This window comes from Sphingosinicella sp. BN140058, from assembly GCF_004135585.1.
Classification (GTDB): Bacteria; Pseudomonadota; Alphaproteobacteria; order Sphingomonadales; family Sphingomonadaceae; genus Allosphingosinicella.
In genome coordinates this window covers 2,777,483-2,799,491 of sequence record NZ_CP035501.1, presented here as the reverse complement: position 1 = coordinate 2,799,491, position 22,009 = coordinate 2,777,483, and the positions used below count along the sequence as shown (strand labels likewise).

Sequence of the window (22,009 nt, the reverse complement as noted above, 5' to 3'; positions counted from 1 at the left end):
CGACCCGACCTTCGCCCCAGAAGCACGCGTCGCAGATCAGAGCGTAACCGAGCCTGCGATCCTTCCGAAGCGAAATCGTGCCGGACCCGCGCATTGCGCGCACGCACAATCGGCTCCGAAGTGAACCGGACGTCGTCGTCAGGCCGCGCTCCCCTGCCCGAGGATCTCGAAGCCGCGGGCCAAAGCCGCGAACAGCTCCTCCTCTCGGCATGGCTTCTCGAGGAATTCGATCGCGCCCCGCTTGAGCACGGCAGCGGCGATGCCGGGATCCGGATGTCCGGTCATCACCAGCACGGGCCAGTCGATGCTCTGGTCCGCCATGTGCTGGAGGACGGCGATCCCGTCCATGCCGGGCATCCGCATGTCGAGCACGACGCAACCCGGCGCGAGACCCGCGAGCGACCCGACGAAGGCGCTGCCGGACGCGAATTCGGTAACCTCGATGTCGGCGAGCTGGAGCAAAGCCGAGAGGGATGCGCGAACGGCATCGTCGTCCTCTACCAGGTAGACCGTCGCCGGCACCATGCAGCCCCCTTCATTGTCGAGCTTGAGCATAGCCCAGCCCTCCCGCACCGCAAGACCCGGATCATCAAAGCCACTGCTTTATCGCTGATTTTGTGAGAAAAAGGACCGGCGGAGCGATTTCCCGGGCGATGCCCTCGCTCCCCGACGATCAGGCGGCGAGTTCGCTCGCCGCCGCATCAGCCGCGCGTTCGAGCGGCTCGAGTTCCGCCTCGATCGCCAGCCGGATCACGTCCGACAGAGCATCGCAATTCATGTCCCGCATCATGTTCGCCCGGTGCATCTCCACCGTGCGCGGGCTGATCTCGAACCGGCGTGCGATCTCCTTGTTGGTCATGCCGGCAAGGAGCCCGCGCAGGATCTGGGTCTCGCGCTTAGACAGGCGCGCGAGACGCGCGGTCGCTTCGCTGCGTTGCGCGCGGCGATTCTGGTCGCGCAGCGAGTTCGCCGTTGCCTGCTCGATCGTGGTGACGAGCAGAGTTTCCTGGAACGGCTTCTCGAGGAATTCGAACGCGCCAAGCTTCACCGCCTTGACGGCGGAGCGGACGTCGCCGTGGCCGCTCATGATGATCAATGGCAGATCGACACCGCGGCGGATCAGTTCGGCCTGAACAGCGAAGCCGTCCATGTCCGGCATGCGCAGATCGAGCAGGATGCAGCCGACGCCGAGCCGCGCTTCGGTAAAGAACTCCTCCCCGCCCGAATAGATCTGCGTGGCGAAGCCGTGGCTGCGCAGCAGATAGCTGGTTGACGCGCGGACGGAAGGATCATCGTCGATGATGTGGACTACCGGCTGCAAGATCGTAGGCTCCCCGCGCATTTCAGATCAGCCTATAGCGCGTTCAGGGGTCTCAAAACGATACTGTACTAACCCTGATCAGCTGACAGGCGCTGGCGAGGGCGGTCGCAGCTGCCTGTAGCCCCTTGATTATCTTGACTAACCATTTATTCCGTTTCGGATACAAGTGGTCGGGGCCTCGCCTGGCGCCGTTGCCCCTTCCGGATCAAAGCGCCGCATGAGCCTGAAGACGCTCCTCTACGTCAGCGAGAGCCTCTTGCGGCTCCCCGAAGAAGCTGGTCGACTGCGCAACATCCTCGAAACCTCCCGGTCCCGAAACGCCGCACTCGAGGTCACCGGCGCGCTGGTGGCCGCCCGCGGCCATTTCGCCCAGGTGCTCGAAGGCCCCGACGGCGCCGTCGCCTCGATCATGGCAAGCGTCTCTCGCGATCCCCGGCACCGGCGGGTGACGACGGTGCTCGAACGGGCGATCGCGCACCGCCAGTTCGAAGCCTGGTCGATGTGCCTCGCTTATTCCGGCAACTCCTTCTACGTCGACCGGCACATCGCGCCGCTGCTCGACGCGCCGGGCGGAGGCGCCGGGGCACCCCCGTTGCTGGCCTCCCAGCTTTTCTATCTGATCAGGGAACTTACCCTCGCCGCCCGGCGGTGATCCAGGTCAGGCCGCCTCGAAATAGCCCGAGCGCATGACGAAATCGCCGAAATGCTCGCCGCCCGCACGCTCGGCGGCGTAGCGGCCGAGCATCTCGCCCAGTATCTCGAGGATGGCGGCCTCGCCGATATTCTCGCGATAGAGACGGTTGAGGCGCTCGCCGTGGAAGCCCCCGCCGATGTAGAGATTGTACTTGCCGGGCGCACGCCCGGTGAACGCGATCTCCGCCACATAAGGCCGCGCGCAGCCATTGGGACAGCCCGTCATCCGCATCGTGATCGGCTCGTCGGTGAGGCCGTGCTGCGCCAGGATCGCTTCGACCCGGCCGATCAGATCGGGCAGGTAACGCTCTGCCTCGGCCATCGCCAGCGGACAGGTCGGCATTGCCACGCACGCCATCGAATTGAGCCGGAGTGCGCTGGTCGCGCCGTTGTCCGCCAGGCCGTGCTGGGCGAGGATCGCATCGATCCCGGCCCGGTCTTCGGGCTCGACGTCGGCGACGATCAGATTCTGGTTCGGAGTCAGGCGGAACTTGCCGCGATGGCTGTGCGCGATCGCCCGGATCGCCTCCAGCAACGGCTTGCCCGGACGATCGATGATCCGCCCGTTCTCGATGAACAAGGTGTAGTTGAAGCGGCCGTTGTCGGTGCGCTGCCAGCCATAGACATCGCCGTTCGACGTGAACTCGAACGGGCGTGTCGGCGCCAGCGGCGCGCCGAGGCGGCGTTCGATCTCCGCCTTGACCCAGTCCAGCCCCTTGTCGTCGACCGTATATTTGAAACGGGCGCGGGCGCGCTCCTTGCGGTTGCCGAAATCGCGCTGGACGGAGATGATCGCGTCGGCGGTGGCAAGCAGACGGTCCTTGGGGATGAAGCCGATCACGTCGCCCAATCTCGGATAGGTGCGCGGCTCGTTGTCGGTCCGGCCCATGCCGCCGCCGATGGTGACGTTGAAACCTTCGAGCCCGTCGGCACCGGTGACCGCGATGAAGCCGAGATCCTGCGAATAGACGTCGATGTCGTTGGACGGCGGCACGACGAAACCGATCTTGAACTTCCGCGGCAGGTAGGTCTTGCCGTATAGCGGCTCCTGCTCTTCCGAGGTCGCGACCTTCTCCGCGCCATACCAGATTTCGTGATAGGCGCGGGTGCGCGGAATGACGTGGTCGCTGAGCTGCTTCGAGAGCAGGGCGACTTCGGCGTGCACCGCGCTGTCCTCCGGATTGGCGGTCGCCATCACCGTGCGGGCATCGTCGCCGCAGGCGGCGATCGTATCGAGCAGCACCTCGTGCAGGCCCTGGATGGTGGGCCGCAGATCCTCCTTGACCACCCAGTGGAACTGGAAGGTCTGGCGTGTGGTGAGACGGATCTGGTCGCCGCCATGGGCACGCGCCAGCGCATCGATCTTGAGCCATTGCTCGGGCGTGCAGACGCCGGCCGGAAGCCGCACCCGGACCATGAAGGTATAAGCGGGCTCGAGCTTCTGGCGGCGCCGCTCGTCGCGGATGTCGCGATCGTCCTGCTGATAGATTCCGTGGAACTTCATCAGCTTGTTGTCTTCGAATTTGACCCCGCCCGTGATCCGGTCGAGCAGCCCCTGATCGATCGAGCCGCGCAGATAGTCGCTGTTATATTTGAGCGTCTCGTCCGGGCCGAGACGGTCGAGCGGCTGCGACAGATCGGTGCTGCGATCGACGTCGTTCACATCGGTGGTCATCTTCTTGTTCCCGAAAAATCAGTAGACGTCGCGCTGGTAGCGATGATCGCTGGCCAGCCGGCGGACATAATCCTCGGCAGTGTCGCGGTCGACGCGGCCCTGCTCGGAGACGATCTGGATCAACGTGTCATGGACGTCGCGCGCCATGCTCTTCTCGTCGCCGCAGACATAGACGTGAGCGCCCTCTTCCAGCCAGGCGTAGAGATCCCTCGCCTGCTCTAGCATGCGGTGCTGGACATAGGTCTTGGGCTGGCCGGGATCGCGCGAGAAGGCGACGTCCATGCGGGTGAGCACGCCTTCCTTCAGCCATTGCTGCCATTCGGTCTGGTAGAGGAAGTCCGAGCGGAAATTGCGCTCGCCGAAGAACAGCCACGAGCGCCCCTCGGTGCCGGTCGCCTCCCACTCCTGCAGGAAGCCGCGATAGGGCGCGACACCGGTGCCGGCGCCGATCATGATGATCGGCGCCGCGGTCTTGGGCAGGCCGAAATGCGGGTTGTGCTGGATGTAGACCGGGAGCGTGTCGCCGATCTCGATCCGGTCGGCGAGCTGGCTCGAAGCGACGCCCGAACGCGGCGCGCCGTGCAGGGTATAGCGCACCGGCGCAACGGTGAGATGGGCCTCGTCCGGCGCCGCGGCGAGGCTCGAGGCGATCGAGTAGAGGCGCGGCTGCAGCGGCCGCAGCCCGGCGAGCAGGCTGTCGGCATCCACGCCCGGCAGCGGGAATTTGCGAACGATGTCGACGACATGGTTGTTGCGCAGGTAGAGCAGACGGTCGGCCGCACGCTCCTCGCCCCGCAACGCCTCGAGTTCGGCGGCGCCGGTCAGCTTCGCCCATTGATCGAGGAAGCGCGGGCTCGCCACCGCGACTTCGTATTTCCTGGCAAGCGCTTCGCCCAGCGGCACGGTTTCGCCCTTGACGGTGACCGGAGCCTCGGCGGCAAGGCCGGTCGCCGCCAGCAGCTGCTCGACCACGACGGCGTCGTTGACCGCGGCGATGCCGATCGCGTCGCCGGGTTCGTAGCTCAGCCCCGAGCCTGCCAGATCGACCTCGATGTGGCGCGTCTCCTTGGAGGAGTGGCGGCCGACGATGGCGATATTCTCGATCACCGTCGCCGCGAACGGATTCTTCTTGTCGAAGACGGGCGTGCCGGAGCCGGTGGGGATCGCCGACGGGACGGCAATGCCGGGCAATGCCGTCGCGCTCTGGACGAGATCGGCGGCGAGGCGGTCGATCACCGCCTGGCTCCAGGCAGCGGCGGGCTCGTCATAGTCGATGTCGCAGTCGACCCGGTCGCCGATCCGGGTCGCGCCGAGTTCCTCGAGCCGGGCGTCGACCCGCTTTCCGGCCTCGCAATATCTCTCGTAGGTGGAGTCGCCGAGGGCGAGCACCGAGAAGCGGACCTTGTCGAGCTTCGGCGCGCGCTTGCCCTCGAGGAATTCGAAGAAGCCGACCGACGGCTGGGGCGGATCGCCTTCGCCATAGGTGCTGACGATCACCAGCAGATCCTGCTCGTCCTTGAGCAGGCGCGTCTTGTAGTCGGACATGTCGGCGATCTGCGGCGACAGGCCGCGCTCGGCGGCAGCGGCGGCGAGCGCCTTGGCGAGATCGCGGCTGTTGCCGGTCTCGGTGCCGTAGAGGATCGTGAGCGTCCGCCCCTGCGCCGCCGGCGGAGCGGCGGCCTCGGCCGCGGGCGCGCCGGCGCGCAGCAGGCCGGCGTCGAGGCCGGCGAAATAGCCGCTGATCCAGCGCGCCTGCGCCGGCGTCAGGGTCCGGGCCAGCGCCTCGACATGCTGCCATTGTTCGAGGGTGAGTGCGCCCTCGGCGAAAGTGTTGAAGGCAGTCATCGCGCGTGTCGTCCCCATTCGGTTCGTGGTGCGGCGGCGTGGCTCAGATCACCCATTCGCCCGCCCCTTCGTCTTCGTTCGTTCCAGCCTCGATCCGGCGGCCCGGCTGCGCCTCCTCCGGCGCGGCTTCGAGCGTGACCAGCACGTGCACGCCGGCCCGCGCCATCAACCGCGCGACCTCGCGCGCCCGGCGGATCCGCTCGGCCTCGGCGTTCGCGCCGAGATCGCTGACCAGATCGGCGATCGCCGCCTCGTCCAGCACGAAAGCCGGCCGCCCGAGTGCCGCCAGGCTTTCGGCCGCACGCGCCGCATGCGCGCTCCGGCCGGCGCCGGCAATCCAGAGGATCGATCCCTTGTCCGCCTCATGATGGTCGGCGGTCTTGAGCACGCTCTTCGGGAAGCCCTGGACGAGCCCGGCGGCGACCGTCGCATGAGTCACCTTGTCGATCAGGATGAATCCGCCGAGCCGCCGGTTGTCGGCATACAGCACCGCCGGGATGCGCCGGTCGAGATCGATGTCGACCTGGCCGATGTCGTTCAGCGCGAGGGTAAGGCCGCGGCGCTGCTCCATCGTGTTGACGTCGACGATCGGGCCCATGCCGCCGATCGCGGCACTGACCGTCTGGCTGCCGATCTTCAGCCAATAGGAGCGGTGCGGGACCATCGCCTCGTCCGACATCCACACCAGGGTCGCTTCGAGGCGCGAGACCGGCTCCGGCTCCGCGGCCGCCGACGCGATGATGTCGCCGCGCGAGCAATCCACCTCGTCGGTGAGGGTCAGGGTCACCGACTGACCCGCCACCGCCTCCGCGAGATCGCCGTCGAAGGTGACGATGCGTGCGACCTGCGAGCGGCGGCCGGCGGGCAGCACCGAGACCGTATCGCCGACCCGGATCCGGCCGGAGGCGATGCGGCCGGCATAGCCGCGGAAATTCTGATTGGGCCGATTGACCCACTGCACCGCCATCCGGAACGGCTCGTCGGCCTGCGCCGCGGACTCGACCGGCACCGTTTCGAGATGCTCGAGCAGAGCAGGCCCGCGATACCAGGGCATCGCGTCCGAGCGGGTGGTGACGTTGTCGCCGTTCAGGCCCGAGACCGGGATGGCGGTGAAGCCGGAGATGCCGATCTCGTCGGCGAAGGCGCGGTAATCGGCGACGATTTCGTCGAAGCGGGCCTGATCGAAGCCGACCAGATCCATCTTGTTCACCGCCAGCACGACGTTGCGGATGCCGAGCAGGTGGACGAGGAAGCTGTGCCGCCGGGTCTGGGTCAGCACGCCCTTGCGGGCGTCGATCAGGATCACCGCGAGATCGGCGGTCGAGGCGCCGGTGACCATGTTGCGCGTATATTGTTCGTGGCCGGGGGTGTCGGCGACGATGAACTTGCGCTTTTCGGTGGTGAAGAAGCGATAGGCGACGTCGATCGTGATCCCCTGCTCGCGCTCGGCGGCGAGGCCGTCGACGAGCAGAGCGAGGTCGAGCGCCTCGCCCTGCGTGCCCGAGCGCTTGCTGTCGCTGGCCAGCGCATCGAGCTGGTCCTCGAACAGCATCTTCGAATCGTAGAGCAGACGGCCGATCAGGGTCGACTTGCCGTCGTCGACCGAGCCGCAGGTGATGAAGCGGAGCAGCGACTTGCGGCTGGTCGCATCGAGATAGGCCTCGATCTCGGCGCGCGCAGTCTCGGCCGCCGTGGTCAGTCTGTGTGCGGTGGCCATCTATTCCTCCCCGGTACGGGGAGGGGGACCGCCGGCGTCGCCGGCGGTGGAGGGGTTGGCAGGGACTCCCGGCGCAGTGCCAGCCCCTCCACCGCGCTGCGCGCGGTCCCCCTCCCCCAAGGGGGAGGATTGGCGAACAGGAATCATGTCAGAAATATCCTTCCTGCTTCTTGCGCTCCATGCTGGCGCCGCCGCCGTCCTTGTCGATCGCGCGGCCCTGGCGTTCGGAGGTGGTCGCGACCAGCATCTCCTGGATGACTTCGGCCAATGTTGCCGCCTCGCTCTCGACCGCGCCGGTCAGCGGGTAGCAGCCGAGCGTGCGAAAGCGGACCGAGCGCTCGACCGGTACTTCGCCCGGATGGAGCCGGAAGCGATCGTCGTCGACCATCAGAATGAGGCCGTCGCGCTCCACCGTCGGGCGCGGCGCGGCGAGGTAGAGCGGCACGATCGGGATGTTCTCGGCATAGATATATTGCCAGATGTCGAGCTCGGTCCAGTTGGAGATCGGGAACACCCGGATCGTCTCCTTCGGCGCCTTGCGGGCGTTGTACAGGCTCCACAATTCCGGCCGCTGGTTCTTCGGGTCCCAGCGGTGGCTGGCCGAGCGGAACGAGAAGATACGCTCCTTGGCGCGGCTCTTCTCCTCGTCGCGGCGGGCGCCGCCGAAGGCTGCGTCGAACCCGTAGAGATCGAGCGCCTGCTTCAGCCCTTCCGTCTTCCACATGTCGGTGTGGAGTCCGCCATGGTCGAACGGATTGATCCCCTGCCGCTCCGCCTCCGGATTGCGGTAGACGAGCAAGTCCATGCCGCTCTCCTGCGCGACGCGGTCGCGCAGCTTGTACATCTCCCGGAACTTCCAGGTGGTGTCGACGTGGAGCAACGGGAAAGGCGGCGGCGCCGGGTAGAAGGCCTTGCGGGCGAGGTGAAGCATCACCGCGCTGTCCTTGCCGACCGAATAGAGCATCACCGGTTTCTCGGTCTCGGCGACCACTTCGCGCATGATCTCGATGCTCTCGGCTTCGAGCTGCTCGAGATGGGTCAGCGTCCGGAGGGTGGCGGGAGCATTCATGACAGAGCGGCCTTCGGGAACGGAATAAGCTCGGCCGGCGCACGGGCGAGATCGCGGGCGACCCAGCCGATCAGCACGGTGACCGGCGCGCCGGCGGCGAGGCCCTGGGCGAGATCGTCGATGCCGGCGATGGTGCCGGCGACATGGGCCTCATCGGCGCGGCTGGCATTGGCGACGGCGACCGCAGGGGTCGCGGGATCGAGGCCCTTGGCGAGCGCCTTGCGGACGAACTCGCCGAGCGTTTTGCGCGGCATGTAGAGGATTGTGGTCACCTTGCGGTCGGCCATCGCGCCCCAGTCGATGTCGGCTGGGAGCTTGCCGTCGGCGCCGTGGCCGGTGACGTACTGGATGCGCCGCGCCTTGTTGCGCTCGGTCAGCGAGATGCCGAGCGACGCGGCGGCACCCTGGGCGGCGGAGATACCCGGCACGATCGAGACGGACACGCCGGCCGCCTTGCACGCATCGATCTCCTCGGTCGCCCGGCCGAAGATCAAAGGGTCGCCACCCTTCAAGCGAACCACGGTCTCGCCGGCCAGGGCCAGCTCGACGATGGTGCGGTTGATCTCGCTCTGGCTGCACGAGGGGCCGTGCCCGGTCTTGCCGACCGCGAGCCGTTTGGCCTCGCGCCGGGCGAGCTCGAGCACGCCCGGTCCGACCAGCTGATCGTAGAGGATCACGGTCGCATTCTGAAGCGCACGCACCGCCTTCAAGGTGAGCAGCTCCGGATCGCCGGGGCCGGCGCCGACCAGCGTGACGCTGCCGACCCGGGTCGCGGGCGTGTCGGCGACGAGGGCGTCGAAATCCGTGTCGGTGGGCGCACGATCGATGTTCCGCCAGGCGGCATCGGTGAAACGCTGCCAGAAGCCGCGGCGAGCGCCGAAATCGGCGATCGCGGTCTTGACCCGCGGCCGCCACGCCTGCGCCGCCTTCGCCCAGGCGGAGAGGCCGAGCGGCAGGATGCTCTCGATCCGGGTGCGGATCGACTGGCCCAGCATCGGCGCGGCGCCGTCGGTGGAGATGGCGAGCACGACCGGGTTGCGGTTGACGATCGTGCCGACCTGGAAATCGCACAGATCGGTCTGGTCGATGATGTTGACCGGCGCCCCGGCCGCGCGCGCGGCGGCGATGAAGCGCAGCGCCTCGTCGCGATCGGGCATGTCGGCGAAGGCGAGCGCGGCGCCTTCCAGATCTTCCGGGGTCCAGCCGTTGGTCAGATGAACGATCTCGGCGCCGGCCGCCTCGGCCAGCTCGCGCTTCCAGAGCGCGACGTCCGAGCCGCCGACGACGACGACCTTGCGGCCGGTCAGCTTGTGGAAGACGGGCAGGTTCGGCAGCGTCCCGATCCGCGGCGGCGTCGCAACCGGGTTCAATTCGTCGCTCATGCTGCGGCTCCACTCGGGACGGCCTTGGATGGCGAAGCGGCGGGGGCCGCGCTCCGTACCAGACGCCCGTCCGCGCCGACATGGAGGCCGCATTCCCGGGCCTGGTCGCTCTCCCACCACCAGCGCCCGGCGCGTTCCGGCTCGCCCGGCTGCAGCGCCCGGGTGCAGGGTTCGCAGCCGATCGACAGGAAGCCCTTGGCGTGGAGGGCGTTGACGGGGACCCCGAGCGCCGCGCATTCTGCGGCGACCCGGTCCCGGGTCCAGTCGTAGAGCGGCGCCAGCTTGAGGAGGCCCCGCTCGGCGTCCCAGGCGGCGAGATCGACCGCGGCGCGCTGGCCGGACTGGTCGGCGCGCAGGCCGGTCACCCAGGCAGCGGCGCCAGCGAGCGCGCGGCCGAGCGGCTCGACCTTGCGGACATTGCAGCAGGAAATGCGCGCGTCCTTGGAATAATAGAAGCCGTTGATGCCGGCATCCGCGACCATCGCCGCGACGGCTGCGGCGTCGGGGTGGAAGGATTTGATGCGTACGCCGTAACGCTCCTCGGTCTCCTGCCAGAGCGTGTAGGTCGACGGGAACAGCCGTCCGGTGTCGAGGGTGACGATTTCGATCGGCAGCTTCTCGGTGAAGATGTGGTGCGCAATCAATTGGTCTTCGATGCCGAAGCTGGTGGTGAAGACGAGGCGGCCCTCGATCGCGGCGCAGGCGGCACGCAGGCGATCCGGGATCGTAGCACCGGTGATGCGGGCGATCAGCGCCGCTTGCGGCAGATCCGCGATCACCGGATCGATCGCATCGGGAACGTCGCTGCGGGCGGGTCCGGCCGCGTCGCCCGCACCGTCGCCGCGGACGTCGAACGGGCCTTCTGCTTCGATCACCATGTCGTTCACCTGGGCCCCGTGCGGGGTACCGATTAGAATAATCTTCCAAGCGACGCCGACCACGGGGACCGGAGCCTCCGTGGCCGACGCGCATCTAGGAAGTACTGGAGACGCCCAGATATGCGGCCTTTCCAAAGCGATCAACGGCGCCGCCCGAGATAACAGACTTCTTGCGCAAGCGGGTCGCCGAAGTAGAAGATTATGCTCCGAAGCCGGAGTTTTTTGGATGGACGCCACCGACCGCAAGATCCTCGCCATCCTTCAGGCGGATTCGTCGCTTCCCGTCGCCGAGATCGCGGCACGGGTAAATCTGTCGCAGACCCCCTGCTGGCGGCGGATCCAGCGGCTGGAGGAAGCGGGCGTGATCCAGCGCCGCGTCGCCCTGGTCGACCCCGACCGGATCGGGCTCGGCCTCACCGTCTTCGTCGAGATCGAGACAGGCGACCACAGCGCCGAATGGCTGGAGCGATTCGCCGCCGCGGTCGAGGCGATGCCGGAGGTGATGGAAGTCTACCGCATGGCCGGCGACGTCGACTATCTGCTCCGCATCGCCGTCGCCAACATGGCCGCCTATGACCTTTTCTACCGCCGCCTAGTCGCCCTGCTCCCGCTCAAGAACGTCACCAGCCGCTTCGCGATGGAACGGGTGAAGTTCACCACCGCCTATCCGCTGGACGAGGCGGAGAAGGGGTGAGGCCCGGCCCTCCCGGGCGCCCGGGAGGGCGCTCCGGCGGTGACCGTATTGACCGTAAATACGGTCGATTTTCAGCGCGCGCGGCCATGGCTCCAATCGACCGTATTCACCGTAAATACGGTCGATTCTCACGCTCCGACCGGCGCCCGCGAACCCGACGTCTGTTTCCGCCGCTCGGCCGCCGGCGCGGAGCCGAGGACCAGGGCGGCCGTGCCTACGCTTTGATGATCCAGTCCCCGGCCTTCAAAGACGAGCTTGTGCCCGGCGGCAGAGGAATCCGGGACGCGGCGCGATGGTTCGCAGTGATGGAGTGGCGAGTTCGCGGAGGCGGCGGGTGGCGGAACGTATCATGAACACCGGTGAATTTCAAGTTTCGATTCGTCCTGCACGTTCAGCGCTTCTGACGTGTCGTGATCGCCCGTTTCCCCTGCTTCCAGAGCTGGCTCGGGCTGATGTGGTTGCATGATCCGCTTGACCAATGGCGGTCATCCTTGTCGGAGCCCCTCCCCTGTTGATGCCGGAGGGAAGGGAGGTCCTTCGACGGGCTCAGGACGAACGGCGCAATATCTGGGGACGGTCTTGGCGAGGTCGCCGACCAGCGTCCTGCACTGAGATGCGCACCTCAGCGCATCTCCGAAGAAGATCGCGGCCCTCTGCGTTCCGTTTCGAGGTGCCAGCAGGCCCAGAGCAGCGCGTGCAACCGCGTGCGGACGTTGGAGCTTCGTTCGTCCTCCCTGGTGACGACTGCTGAAGACGCGGCGGCGGACGCACGCTCGGTCATCCCGAACAGCGCGACACGGAGACGCTCCGTTCGTTCCAGCCTGTTCCAGGATGCCAGCAGCCTGTCTCGATCGACATAGCGGTTGGGGCGAGGCTTCAGCATCTCGCCGGCGCCCGCGAGATCGGCAAAACTGAGGTCCGAAGCCCGGCGTGGCGTGGGGCAGGCTTGCTCCGCCCGACGCATCACGTCCGGAAAAGGAGCGGACTCGTCCGGCTGGCCAAAGCGCGGCATGTTCGACAGCCGCTCGGCATGCTCGGCGTAGGTCAGCCAGCCGATATCGCGATCGGCTTGGAGGCCAGCGAGCATGGCGCCGGCACCAGGCCCCGCGGATGCGAGGCACAGGAGGAGGGCCGTGACCACTCGCACGTTCAATCCTGCCTCGTATTGAACAACCGCAAGAACTCTCTCGCGTCACCTGAGCACGCCATCGAACCGAGCTCGGTTGACACCATGATCACGGCCGGGCTCGACATTGGCTCCTCAGCCACGTCTTGGCTGCGGCCTCGGCATCGGCAAGCGCAACCCTGTCGTCGGGAACGATCGGACCTGCGTAGTTCTTGCCGGTACGATCGCGCACCGTCATCGTGGTGATCACCAGGACCGCGCCGTCGCCGAGCGGACTTGTCTCATTCGCGGTCGTGAAGCCTGCGGTCGGAGCGCCGAAGGTGCGAACTCGGGCGCGCCCGAGCAGGGCGATCGCAGTCATTTCGCCCGAACTGGCCGTATTGGGCCCGAACAGAATGGCGAGCGGTGCATCGGCGTGCGCTAGCTTGAAGGCCGGTGGCGCCGCGTCGAATGTCTCCTTGGAAGGGAAGATGTTTCCGAAGGCGCGGACCCATGGCATCGTTGCATTCGCGGACAGGACGAAATGGCCGAAGGGTGCGGTGCCGAGGAGTGGATCGAGGCCCTTCAGCATCGGCCACATATTCCCGCCGCCATTGTCGCGCAGGTCGACGAGCCAGCCGCAGAGCGGCGCCGCATCCATGGTCTGCAGCCCGGATTGACGATCTGGGTGTACTTTGCGGCGATCGCCTCGCCATCGGCAGCGAGGCCGTTGAGCTCCGGGAGCCGAACCATACCGAACTTTCCGTCGAGAAGCTGCCAGCTCGGCAGCGGGGCGTGCTCGCGCGCACCGGACCTGGGCGCACCCCCCTCGGCGCCCTCTTCCGGGCGCGGCTCCCTCAAGAAGCTATGCCTCTCGCCCAATGTTCGAAGCGCGCCGACGATCGCGGGATAGGTGTCCGCCGTCGTTCTTGCGCCGGCAATCTGCGCGCGCGCCGCTTTCTCGATGGCGGGCCAATCCACCCGCGCGCTGTTGATGTGCTTTTGTCGGAGCAGCGAGAGAGCCTGGTCGAGATAGGCTGCTGGTTCCGGGCGGCTGGGCGGCTGCGATGACGCCGCGGTCGATGCGGTGAGAATCAGAAAAATCGCGCCGAGACAACGATGAAGCATGCGAGCCCTCCCCCGCTACCGAAGGATGCACGCCATTGCTGTAAGGTCAATCCGGCGCGAATGCTCGGTGGTTTACCTGCCGGAAGCCTCGGCGATCGTTGCCGAAGCCTGTCCCCGTCCATCTCAAACAGAAGAAGGAAAGTCCTTCGACGGGCTCAGGACGAACGGAGCGTGGGCGTAGAAGGAGGTCCTTCGACGGGCTCAGGACAAACGGGTGTTTCTCGGACACGGGACCTCCAGAACCGCCGGCCAGCGTGCTGGGCTTGCCGGTGGTCCCGTGGTCGGCCGCTTCAGCGTCGCATCACAGTCGCGGATCGACCGGCTCGGTCTCCATCGCCAGCACCCCGAACACCGCCTGATGGACGCGGGTCAGCGGCGCGTGCTCGACGAACAGGTGCAGGGCTTCGAGGCCGAGCGCGAATTCGCGGAGCGCCATCGAGCGCTTGTGGCCGAGCCCGCGCTTCTTCAAGCGTTCAAGATTCTCCGGGCGATCATAATGCGGGCCGTAGATGATCCGCAGATATTCGCGCCCGCGGCATTTGATGGCGGGCTGGAGCAGCCCCTTCGCCCCGCGGGCGACGAAATCGAGCGGCTTCACCACCATGCCCTCGCCGCCGGCGGCGGTCATCGCCTCCCACCAGGCGATCGCGTCGGCGACCTGGGTAGGATCGTCGAGGTCGATGCGGCGATATTGCGTCGCCAGCAGCAGCGCCGGGTCCGCCTCGGCCAGGCGGTGCGCCGCCGCCATGTGCCAGAGGTGATCCTTGTCGTCGTGGACGGCGCCCTCGCTCGCGAGCAGATGGAAGGGCGCGATGCGCAGATCCTCGATCCCGGCGAAGGGCGCGACGTAGCGATTGTAGGCGGCGCGATAGCGGGTCGCGTCGGCGAGGCTCGCAGCGGCCGACGCGGCGAGATCGTCGATTGCGACCCCGCGCGCCTTTGCGGCGGCGAGCGCATCGGACAAGGCGCCGAGACCGGCGACCGCTGCCGCGCCGACCGCCGCATATTGCCCGCGCACGAGCGCGCCGGCCTTCATGCTCCACGGCAGGATCTCCGCGTCCCACAGCACCCAGTCGGTCGCGAGCTCGGCCCACAGGCCGGAAGCGTCCATGGCCAAATCGATCCGGTGCAGCGCCGCCGCCTCGAGCGCGGCGTCGTTGAAGAAGCGCCGGCCGGTGCGGGTGACGATCACGCCGCGGGCGCCGTCGTGCACGCCGAAGCGCCGGGCGGCGACCTCCTGCGTCCGCGCCAGCAGCACGAGGCCGCGCGACCCCATATGCTTCTCCTCGGCGACCAGGATCTTCGCGCCCTTGCTGCCGTAATAAGCGAAGGCCTCCTCGGGGCGCTCCAGCCAGCCTTCCTGCGCGCTGGTCTCCGCCGGCGACATGGTCGGCGGCAGATGGATCAGCCAGCGCGGATCGACCGCATAGCGGCTCATCACCTCGAGCGCGGCCGCAGCATTGTCCTCGCGCACGGTTACGTGATGATAATGCCGAGTCTCGATCACCTGCTTGCCGAGCACGTCGGCAAGGTTGAGCTGGTGCGGGGCCATTCCGGTATCCGCCGCCGGCGCCGCCAGCGGACGGACCGGCTCGTAATAGGTTCGCCGGGCCGGCACGTCGACCAGCTCGAGCTCGGGATAGCGCAACGCCGTCAGCTTGCCGCCGAACACGCAGCCGGTGTCGATGCACAAGGTGCCGTTGACCCAGTTCGCCTCGACGACCGGCGTGTGGCCGTACACGACCTTGGCCTTGCCCTTGTAATCGGCCGCCCAATCCCAACGCACCGGCAGGCCGAACGCGTCGATCTCGCCGGTGGTCTCGCCATACATGCAGAAGCTGCGCACCGCGCCCGAGGCGCGTCCCTGCATCTCCTCCTTGAGGCCGGCATGGGCGACGACCAGCCTGCCGCCGTCGAGCACATAATGGCTGATCAGGCCATCGAGCCAGGTCCGCATCTCAGCGGCGAATTCGGGCGGCTCCTGGGCGAATTGTTCGATCGTTTCCGCGAGGCCATGGCTCGGCTTGACGTTGCGGCCGTCGAGGTGGCGCTTCAATTTGTCGTCATGGTTGCCGACGACGGCCATGGCGGTGCCGCTGTCGACCATGTGCTTGGCGATGCGCAGCGCGTCGGGCGAGCGCGGTCCGCGATCGACGAGATCGCCGACGAAGATCGCGCGGCGGCCGTCGGGCGGCGTGACCGTTACCGCCTTGCCGTTCCAGCTGACCCGGTAGCCGAGCCTGTCGAGCAAGGTCTCGAGCTCGTCGGCGCAGCCGTGGACGTCGCCGATGATGTCGAACGGCCCCGTCTCTTCCCGGCGATCGTTCCAGAGCCGGGTGCGCACGATCCCGACCGCGTCGACCGCCTCGACCGAGCGGAGGCGATGGACGTAGCGTATGCCCTCCCGGTTCATGCCGCCGAGCGAGCGCTTGAGCGCGTGCATGTGGCGGCGCACCGGCCCGGCTCCGAACTGCCGATCCGGCCGCTGTGCGTTGCGCTCGACCGCGATCGCTTCGGGCAGGTCGAACACGATCGCGACCGCGAGCGCGTGCCATTTCTTGGCGAGCGCGATCAGCCCCTTGCGCGATTCCGGCTGGACGTTGGTCGCGTCGACGACGGTGAAGCGCCGTCCCTTCAGGCGCTTTTCGACCACATAGCGGAGCAGATCGAAGGCCTCGACGGTGGCGCTCTGATCATTCTCGTCGTCCGCGACCCAGCCGCGCATGCGGTCCGACGAGACCACTTCGGTGGGCAGGAAGTGCCTGGCGGCGAAGCTCGACTTGCCGGTGCCGGACGCGCCGACCAGCAGCACCAGAGCGAATTCGGGAATCTCGATCTTCATGCCGCCACCTTCGCATCCTCGGCGCGGGTGAACACCGCCAGCTGGGTGGGGCAGCCGTGAACCGGATCCTCCGTCCCGATCCCCTCGAAGCGCACGCCATAGCCATGCGCCAGCGCCACGCTCTCCGCCCAATGGCGGAACTCGGCGCGGCTCCACTCGAAGCGGTGATCGGGATGGCGCAGCGCGTCCGGCGCCATGTTCTCGAACAGCGCATTGTAGTCGCGGTTGGGCGTGGTGACGATCACCGCGCCGGGACGGGCATGGCCGAAGATCGCCGCCTCGAACGCGGGCAGGCGCTCCGCCTCCATATGCTCGATCACCTCGATAACGGCCGCGGCGTCGAAGCCCTTCAGCCGGTCGTCGCGATAGACGAGCGAGCCCTGCAGCAATTCGATGCGGCGGCGCTTGATGTCGGGCATGTGATCGAGCTTGAGGCGGTCGCCGGCTCCGGCGAGCACACGCGGCGCGACCTCGACGCCGGTGATCCGGCCGAGGCCGGGCAGCTTCAGCAATTCGCGCAGCAGGCGGCCTTCGCCGCAGCCGAGATCGAGCACGCTCATCGCGCCAAGCTCGCGGATCAGGGCGACGACGCGGTCCATGCGCTGGTCGTTGAGCCGGATCGGCTTCTCGATCACGTCCTCGGCCGCGTCGCGCCGGGCATGTTCCTCCGCCTCTTCCGCCTCGACGCTCTCGTCGAGCTGGGACCTGGCCTTGCGCACCAGCCCGCCTAGCCCCCGCAGATAGCGGCGCACGATCAGCTCGCGCGCCGGGTGGGTCTCGAGCCAGCCCGCGCCCTTGCGCAGCAATTTCTCCACCTCGGCCTCGCCGACATAATAATGTTTGTCATTGTCGAGGACGGGCACGAGCACGAACAGGTGGGTCAGCAAGGCGGCGAGCCGCACGCGGCCGCGCAGCGTCAACGCCACATAGGAACTGTCGCCCCATTCGGGATGCGCCGGATCGAGCGGGGTCGGCTCCGCCTGCACGGCATAGCCGAGCGGCTCGAACAGGCTGGCGAGCAGATCGGCAGCCCCGCGCGCGGGCAGCGGCGTGATCCTGGCCTCCAGCGGGATCGGCTGCTCCGCGAGGTCCTGGCGGTGCCTGGACCGGCCGCCCATGGCGGTGCCCAGCAGCCGCGCCAGCGCCACCGACAGCAAAGACGAGGCGGCATAGGGGCGGTCGTTGACATATTGGTCCTCGATCCGCCCCTTGCCTCGCACGAGCTCGACCGGATCGACGGAGAGCGTGATCGCCGCCGTGCAGCGTTCCTCGGTGGCCTCGGGATAGAAGAGCGTCGCCGTGCCGAAGCTGAGCTCGACCGAATGGACATTGTCCGGGTGCTTCATCAGCAGGAAGCCGAGATCGGTGGCGGGACGGTGGGTGGTGGTGATGGTCAGGAGCATATCAGGTCCGGATATGAAAAAGCCCCATCGAGGGGCTCGACGGGGCTGCGGTCATGGTCGGTGTGCGGGACGGTTCGACTATGGCGCAGCGCGGGCATAGGGATAGGGAGCAAAGGCGCGCAACGTCGCCGCGCGGATCGCGCTGCAAATGGGGTTGCGGGTCGGTGCCTGGGCCATGGCTTAGCATCGCGGGCGTGGGGGGTGGCGTCAAGGGCGGGCATTGGGTGGGGGGGCAACCCGTCGAAGTAGCCAAGGGAGCACAGAGGAGGTTAGCGTTGACGACAGGTTTTGTGAGCCAGTTCCCGGGTGCATTCGCGCTGGGTCAGGCCATCTTTGAGCTTGCGCAAGGTTGTTATGCCGCTGATGCGTTGTCGCTGATAGCGAGCGGGGTCAGCGGCGAAGAGGCTTACGGGGACGCCGGCGCGGGCGGCGTAAAGGCCAAGCTCAACAGGCTGGATGGAACGAGCATCTCCTATCTCCTACCCCACTATCTATCTCTTGCTACGGATCACCCGTCCATAAAAGAGCACGTTTCTAAAGCGTGGTACGCCGGGGCGCTTATCACTGCAGGAGATATGCTCGCAGCACACGCCTATTTCGACCGTCAGCCTGAGTTTGAGCTGGTTTACCATCTCCGCAACGCAGCGGCCCATGGGAACAGGTTCAACATCACCCAGGCAGGTGCAAACCGGCTCAAATCTCATCCGGCCCACCTCCGCTGGATCTTTGATGACAGCAAGCGCTTTGAGATCAAACCGTCCTTGAGTGGTCAGCCATTGCTGTTCGACTTCATCATGCCGGGCGATGTCGCGGACATTCTGACGTACACGGCGGAGCGGCTGAGACATTTGGAAAAGGGAATCCTCGGGCCGGGGGTCTACACCTCCATCTTCGGATAAGCTCCGCCTGTTCTAACCGGGCTTCTACCGTGCGGCAGGAGCGTCAGTACCGGAAACGCTAATGTAGAAGAGTATATGGCCGAGGTCGTCGGTGACTTCAGCGCGAAATTCCCTGCCCGCCCCAGATCATCGTTCACCCGCGGCCCGGCGCGCTGGTTCACCGACGTCAACTTTGGGACGGATGTCGCGACTCCAATCCCGCTCTGCTATTCCCGCTTGGAAATCCTGGATCCCGACCTGTCGCTCTGAGATGCCGGCCTGACGGTTCTGAATGTCGGCCTGCCTGCTCTGAATTCCCGTTTGTCGATGATTGATACGCAACTGGAAGAAGGCGACGATTACCGCTCCCGCCACGGCAAGCCCCCTGATGAGCGTCGCCGTTGGTTGTGAAAGTAGGGTGTCGGCTGGAGCTGGATGTAGTGCACCGTCGTTTCGCCGGCCGGAGTTGCAGCCGGACCGGGAGCAGCTGGAGCTGGAGCAGCTGGAGCTGGAGCAGCTGGAACTGGAGCTTGCTCGAGGAGAAGCTTCCGCCGGCTGTGTGCAAGCCATTCATATCTCCCCCCTGCGATCATTGCGACGCGCGTGTGGGTCTTGCATCTCCCCACATCGCGGAGCCCGAAGGCTCGTGCTACGGCTGCAAGGTTCACCGTACTCCGCGCGTCGCCCGTATGATTAAGAGGCTGGTCGGCGCGAACGCAACGGCGACCACTCAGTCCTTGAGCTCGCCGACGATCTTCGCCAGCTGGTTACGAAGTTCGTTGGACGCCAGCTCATCCTCCCTGCGGGACATGTCCTCTTGTAGAATCTTGATGATCACAGCGCGAAGAACGTCGTGGTACTTCGCCGCTTCCTCCTCGGTCAGTTCATGAATCGCCTTGCTCAGGACAGCGTATGCCTTCCGGTTCGCGACGACCTCGGCAGGGAGGACACTTCGGAGCGCCTCAATACGCTGATCTGTCCACATCGTCGCATATCCGTCGATTGGCCCGAGGAGATCTTCAGCCTCCTGCCGGTGCCGTTCAAGCATCCGCTCGAAGATTCGCCGCAGGTAGACAAGTGCGCCGATCGTCGCTCCCGCTCCGTTCAACATCGCAGCTTGCCGCAGCTCGTGCTGGTCGACGTCGTCGAGCAGAGCCGCAAACCTCGTCATATCGGCGCTCAAAATATCGGCGGCGGACGGAGACTGGCCGACCTTTGCAATCCCGCCTTTGTAGATCCCGAACATGAACCTGTAGGCGGAGCCGCAGCGAGTGCACTGTACAATCACAGTCTGCCATGGCTCAGGAGGGGGATTTGAACTGACCGACTGCGTGATCATCGGGGCAACCCGGGTGTGAGCCGAAGCCTTTCTGAACGTTCCAGTCTTGCGGCAGTGAATGCAGAATGCGTCTACGGCAATCCCGTCATCTCGCAGCCGCCGCGCGAGAGAGCTGGAGCCCTCCAACCCGGTGATGATCCGCCGATAAAGCGGCCAATCGAAGCAAAGCTCAGCGATGTTCAGTGCGGCAATCCGCTCGAAGATCGCGTCTTTCGTAGCATCGTCGGTCATCAATTTCTCCAGCGGCAGCATAGGAGCGCCTACATATCCAGCTACAAGGCGATTGTCCGTCCGCCAATCCTTGGCTCTGAGGCTTGCGAGAGCAATTGGCTGCCGGATCTTCGCGAAACGCCGAAAGCGGCCTCTTAGCGCCTGTTAGGACCTCTTACGGGCAAGCTCGAGCAACCCGGACCACTCGTTTAATCCTTCGTGGCAACTCCGACTAGCGAAGGCTTGTCAACGCGGCAGCGCGACCGCATGACAGCGAGAGGTCGCACAGGAAGCCTGCGCGTAAACGGACGCACCGCCCGGAGCTCCGATCCCCGTATCGCTGCGGCATGGAACGGACACCGAAGCTCATCACGATCATGCCTGTCGGCGAATTCACGTCCACCAAGGGTATCAAGGTCTCCTTTACCGATCTCTCCGGATCCGCGAACTCGGTGCGCCTCAGATCCTTCGCGCAAGGGCCGCACGGCTCCAACAGGTACTGTGTCCCTGCTCTTTTATTTGAAGATTGCGCAACCCTGACGATGATGCGGCGTGTGAGCCGACCTACGCAGCAGGCTAAGTGTGTTTTCTCAGCAAAAAAACGGCTAACACGTCGGCCCGGACTAGTCGCCGGCCTGGATATACCCCGCCGTTCAACTCAGTGGGTCGGCGTCGCTCACGGGTCGATGATGGTGAAAGCCTCGTAGCGGTCGCCGTCAAGCACCCGCATCGTGAACGCGCCCGGATGCGAAGCCTGGGCTTCGGCGATCAGCGTGACGGCCACGCTGTCGAGCTTAGTCAGCGCCTCGGCACTCGCACCCTGTGCAGCGATGTCGACGCGAAACCGGTCATAGGCGTCAGCGCCGTTATGCTCGATCGCGACGCTAAGAATCTCGGTCAGCGATTCCGCGTCGCCAAGGGCGAATGCGCCGATCGCGGCATTGGACCAGGCCTCCAGGTCGCCCGGCTGCATGAACGCGCATGTCAGAAAGTGCGGGATAGCATCGCAATGCCGTCGCTCGTCGCGGCAATGGATGCCAAGGTTGAAATGCGCCAGCGGATTAAGGCCGTCGATCTCCCGAAGGACTGCGCGAAGCTGCTCGGCGACCTCCGCGCCGTCTGGGCGCATTGCCGCATAGGCCGTCCGGCGCTCGAGCGGCAGCCGATCGCGTCCCGCTAGGTCGCGCAGCCAAGCGCAGACATGCTGCTTGAGCGTTGCCTCCTGGACCACAACCCCCGCCGGATGTTCCGTGGCGACCGTTTCGAATTGAACTTGCGCCGCGTCGAGCGCGCCGGCGCGGAAAAGCGCGTCGCCAAGTAGAAAGGAAAGCATCGGATCCTTGCTCGACCCAAGTGCCGCGCCATATGCGCCCGCCGCACAGCGCGGGTGACCCGCCTCGTAGAGCAGGCCGCCCAAATCCCGCAGGAAATAGCCCGTTTTCAAATAGCTGGGTCGAAGCCGTCGCGCTCGGTTATAGTGCCGCAGCGAACGCAAATAGGTCGCGGGGCGCCGGTAATGGTTGGCGATCGAATAATGGACTGCCGAGACGCTGGCCGAATCATTTTCCTCGGCGGCTTCGAGAGCGGCCGCGAAGAACCGATCGCAGGCGGCATCCTTCACCGGCAAGCCGCACGCTGATCTGCTGATCTCGAACAGAATCGCGCCATAAGACACGGTCTGGCGGTGGAAGCCGTTGAGGATGGCAAGCTCGATCATCGCCGCGGGGTCGCCGGCAAGCGCTTGGCAAGCAGTGAGAGCGAGGTCGTCGCTTGGATGCGCAGCGCCGCGCTGAACAATGGCTCGCGCAATCGTCTCCGCCTGTCGGACCA

18 protein-coding genes are annotated in these 22,009 nt (G+C 66.3%); 4 read left to right on the top strand and 14 right to left on the bottom strand.

Annotated features, from left to right (window positions below):
* Positions 1-138: 138 nt before the first annotated feature.
* The gene (locus tag ETR14_RS12735) at positions 139-555 is read right to left on the bottom strand and encodes a response regulator transcription factor (protein ID WP_129385048.1); all 417 of its coding nucleotides are present in this window, start codon (positions 553-555) and stop codon (positions 139-141) included.
* Positions 556-673: 118 nt separating this feature from the next.
* On the bottom strand, positions 674-1,342 hold the full coding sequence (locus tag ETR14_RS12730) for a response regulator transcription factor (protein WP_129385046.1): 669 nt from the start codon (positions 1,340-1,342) through the stop codon (positions 674-676).
* 196 nt (positions 1,343-1,538) lie between these two features.
* Here ETR14_RS12730 and ETR14_RS12725 point away from each other — a divergent pair, with 196 nt between their 5' ends.
* Positions 1,539-1,973, top strand: a complete 435-nt coding sequence (locus ETR14_RS12725; RefSeq protein ID WP_129385044.1) for a BLUF domain-containing protein — start codon at positions 1,539-1,541, stop codon at positions 1,971-1,973.
* A 6-nt stretch (positions 1,974-1,979) separates the two neighbouring features.
* On the opposite strand, the gene cysI is transcribed toward ETR14_RS12725, so the two are convergent.
* From cysI to ETR14_RS12695, 6 genes are all read right to left on the bottom strand, one after another.
* Positions 1,980-3,689 carry an assimilatory sulfite reductase (NADPH) hemoprotein subunit gene (cysI, locus tag ETR14_RS12720; protein WP_129385042.1) on the bottom strand — a complete coding sequence of 570 codons (1,710 nt, stop codon included), beginning with the start codon at positions 3,687-3,689 and terminating at the stop codon, positions 1,980-1,982.
* 18 nt (positions 3,690-3,707) lie between these two features.
* Positions 3,708-5,534: an assimilatory sulfite reductase (NADPH) flavoprotein subunit gene (locus tag ETR14_RS12715; RefSeq protein ID WP_129385040.1), complete on the bottom strand. Its 1,827-nt coding sequence runs from the start codon at positions 5,532-5,534 to the stop codon at positions 3,708-3,710.
* A 43-nt stretch (positions 5,535-5,577) separates the two neighbouring features.
* Entirely contained in the window at positions 5,578-7,251 is a 1,674-nt protein-coding gene (gene cysN / locus ETR14_RS12710; protein ID WP_129385038.1) for a sulfate adenylyltransferase subunit CysN, read from the bottom strand.
* A gap of 148 nt (positions 7,252-7,399) precedes the next feature.
* Positions 7,400-8,320, bottom strand: coding sequence for a sulfate adenylyltransferase subunit CysD (cysD, locus tag ETR14_RS12705; RefSeq protein ID WP_129385036.1), 921 nt, complete (start codon positions 8,318-8,320; stop codon positions 7,400-7,402).
* Positions 8,317-9,702, bottom strand: a complete 1,386-nt coding sequence (gene cysG, locus ETR14_RS12700) for a siroheme synthase CysG (protein ID WP_165356424.1) — start codon at positions 9,700-9,702, stop codon at positions 8,317-8,319. Before cysG ends, cysD begins: the two co-directional genes overlap by 4 nt.
* Entirely contained in the window at positions 9,699-10,580 is an 882-nt protein-coding gene (locus ETR14_RS12695) for a phosphoadenylyl-sulfate reductase (RefSeq protein WP_129385032.1), read from the bottom strand. The genes cysG and ETR14_RS12695 overlap by 4 nt, the downstream gene beginning before the upstream one ends.
* 226 nt (positions 10,581-10,806) lie before the next feature.
* Here ETR14_RS12695 and ETR14_RS12690 point away from each other — a divergent pair, with 226 nt between their 5' ends.
* A complete protein-coding gene (locus ETR14_RS12690) occupies positions 10,807-11,274 on the top strand; it encodes an Lrp/AsnC family transcriptional regulator (RefSeq protein ID WP_129385030.1) in 468 nt (155 codons plus the stop codon).
* Between the two features lie 622 nt (positions 11,275-11,896).
* On the opposite strand, the gene ETR14_RS12685 is transcribed toward ETR14_RS12690, so the two are convergent.
* The 4 genes from ETR14_RS12685 to ETR14_RS12670 form a co-directional block, all read right to left on the bottom strand.
* Positions 11,897-12,361 (bottom strand): hypothetical protein, encoded by a 465-nt coding sequence (locus ETR14_RS12685; protein ID WP_129385028.1) that lies wholly within the window; start codon positions 12,359-12,361, stop codon positions 11,897-11,899.
* 148 nt (positions 12,362-12,509) lie between these two features.
* Complete coding sequence (locus ETR14_RS12680) at positions 12,510-13,040, bottom strand: S41 family peptidase (RefSeq protein WP_129385026.1); 531 nt, start codon at positions 13,038-13,040, stop codon at positions 12,510-12,512.
* A 768-nt stretch (positions 13,041-13,808) separates the two neighbouring features.
* Positions 13,809-16,349 carry a polynucleotide kinase-phosphatase gene (locus tag ETR14_RS12675; protein ID WP_129385024.1) on the bottom strand — a complete coding sequence of 847 codons (2,541 nt, stop codon included), beginning with the start codon at positions 16,347-16,349 and terminating at the stop codon, positions 13,809-13,811.
* On the bottom strand, positions 16,346-17,752 hold the full coding sequence (locus ETR14_RS12670) for a 3' terminal RNA ribose 2'-O-methyltransferase Hen1 (protein ID WP_129385022.1): 1,407 nt from the start codon (positions 17,750-17,752) through the stop codon (positions 16,346-16,348). Before ETR14_RS12670 ends, ETR14_RS12675 begins: the two co-directional genes overlap by 4 nt.
* A gap of 275 nt (positions 17,753-18,027) precedes the next feature.
* Here ETR14_RS12670 and ETR14_RS12665 point away from each other — a divergent pair, with 275 nt between their 5' ends.
* Complete coding sequence (locus ETR14_RS12665) at positions 18,028-18,651, top strand: hypothetical protein (protein ID WP_129385020.1); 624 nt, start codon at positions 18,028-18,030, stop codon at positions 18,649-18,651.
* Positions 18,652-18,726: 75 nt separating this feature from the next.
* On the top strand, positions 18,727-18,900 hold the full coding sequence (locus ETR14_RS28350; RefSeq protein ID WP_165356423.1) for a hypothetical protein: 174 nt from the start codon (positions 18,727-18,729) through the stop codon (positions 18,898-18,900).
* A 460-nt stretch (positions 18,901-19,360) separates the two neighbouring features.
* Here ETR14_RS28350 and ETR14_RS12655 read toward each other — a convergent pair whose 3' ends face one another.
* Positions 19,361-20,200 (bottom strand): hypothetical protein, encoded by an 840-nt coding sequence (locus ETR14_RS12655; RefSeq protein WP_129385016.1) that lies wholly within the window; start codon positions 20,198-20,200, stop codon positions 19,361-19,363.
* Positions 20,201-20,855: 655 nt separating this feature from the next.
* Positions 20,856-21,896 carry a hypothetical protein gene (locus tag ETR14_RS12650; RefSeq protein ID WP_129385014.1) on the bottom strand — a complete coding sequence of 347 codons (1,041 nt, stop codon included), beginning with the start codon at positions 21,894-21,896 and terminating at the stop codon, positions 20,856-20,858.
* Positions 21,897-22,009: the final 113 nt, after the last annotated feature.

Coding starts and splice junctions, on each gene's coding strand:
- ETR14_RS12670 (WP_129385022.1), bottom strand. CDS start 17,752: ATGCTCCTGACCATCACCACCACCCACCGTCCCGCCACCGATCTCGGC.
- ETR14_RS28350 (WP_165356423.1), top strand. CDS start 18,727: ATGGCCGAGGTCGTCGGTGACTTCAGCGCGAAATTCCCTGCCCGCCCC.
- ETR14_RS12655 (WP_129385016.1), bottom strand. CDS start 20,200: ATGACCGACGATGCTACGAAAGACGCGATCTTCGAGCGGATTGCCGCA.
- cysG (WP_165356424.1), bottom strand. CDS start 9,702: ATGAGCGACGAATTGAACCCGGTTGCGACGCCGCCGCGGATCGGGACG.
- cysD (WP_129385036.1), bottom strand. CDS start 8,320: ATGAATGCTCCCGCCACCCTCCGGACGCTGACCCATCTCGAGCAGCTC.
- ETR14_RS12680 (WP_129385026.1), bottom strand. CDS start 13,040: ATGGATGCGGCGCCGCTCTGCGGCTGGCTCGTCGACCTGCGCGACAAT.
- ETR14_RS12690 (WP_129385030.1), top strand. CDS start 10,807: ATGGACGCCACCGACCGCAAGATCCTCGCCATCCTTCAGGCGGATTCG.
- ETR14_RS12695 (WP_129385032.1), bottom strand. CDS start 10,580: ATGGTGATCGAAGCAGAAGGCCCGTTCGACGTCCGCGGCGACGGTGCG.
- ETR14_RS12685 (WP_129385028.1), bottom strand. CDS start 12,361: ATGCTCGCTGGCCTCCAAGCCGATCGCGATATCGGCTGGCTGACCTAC.
- cysI (WP_129385042.1), bottom strand. CDS start 3,689: ATGACCACCGATGTGAACGACGTCGATCGCAGCACCGATCTGTCGCAG.
- ETR14_RS12650 (WP_129385014.1), bottom strand. CDS start 21,896: ATGATCGAGCTTGCCATCCTCAACGGCTTCCACCGCCAGACCGTGTCT.
- ETR14_RS12675 (WP_129385024.1), bottom strand. CDS start 16,349: ATGAAGATCGAGATTCCCGAATTCGCTCTGGTGCTGCTGGTCGGCGCG.
- ETR14_RS12735 (WP_129385048.1), bottom strand. CDS start 555: ATGCTCAAGCTCGACAATGAAGGGGGCTGCATGGTGCCGGCGACGGTC.
- cysN (WP_129385038.1), bottom strand. CDS start 7,251: ATGGCCACCGCACACAGACTGACCACGGCGGCCGAGACTGCGCGCGCC.
- ETR14_RS12725 (WP_129385044.1), top strand. CDS start 1,539: ATGAGCCTGAAGACGCTCCTCTACGTCAGCGAGAGCCTCTTGCGGCTC.
- ETR14_RS12715 (WP_129385040.1), bottom strand. CDS start 5,534: ATGACTGCCTTCAACACTTTCGCCGAGGGCGCACTCACCCTCGAACAA.
- ETR14_RS12730 (WP_129385046.1), bottom strand. CDS start 1,342: ATGCGCGGGGAGCCTACGATCTTGCAGCCGGTAGTCCACATCATCGAC.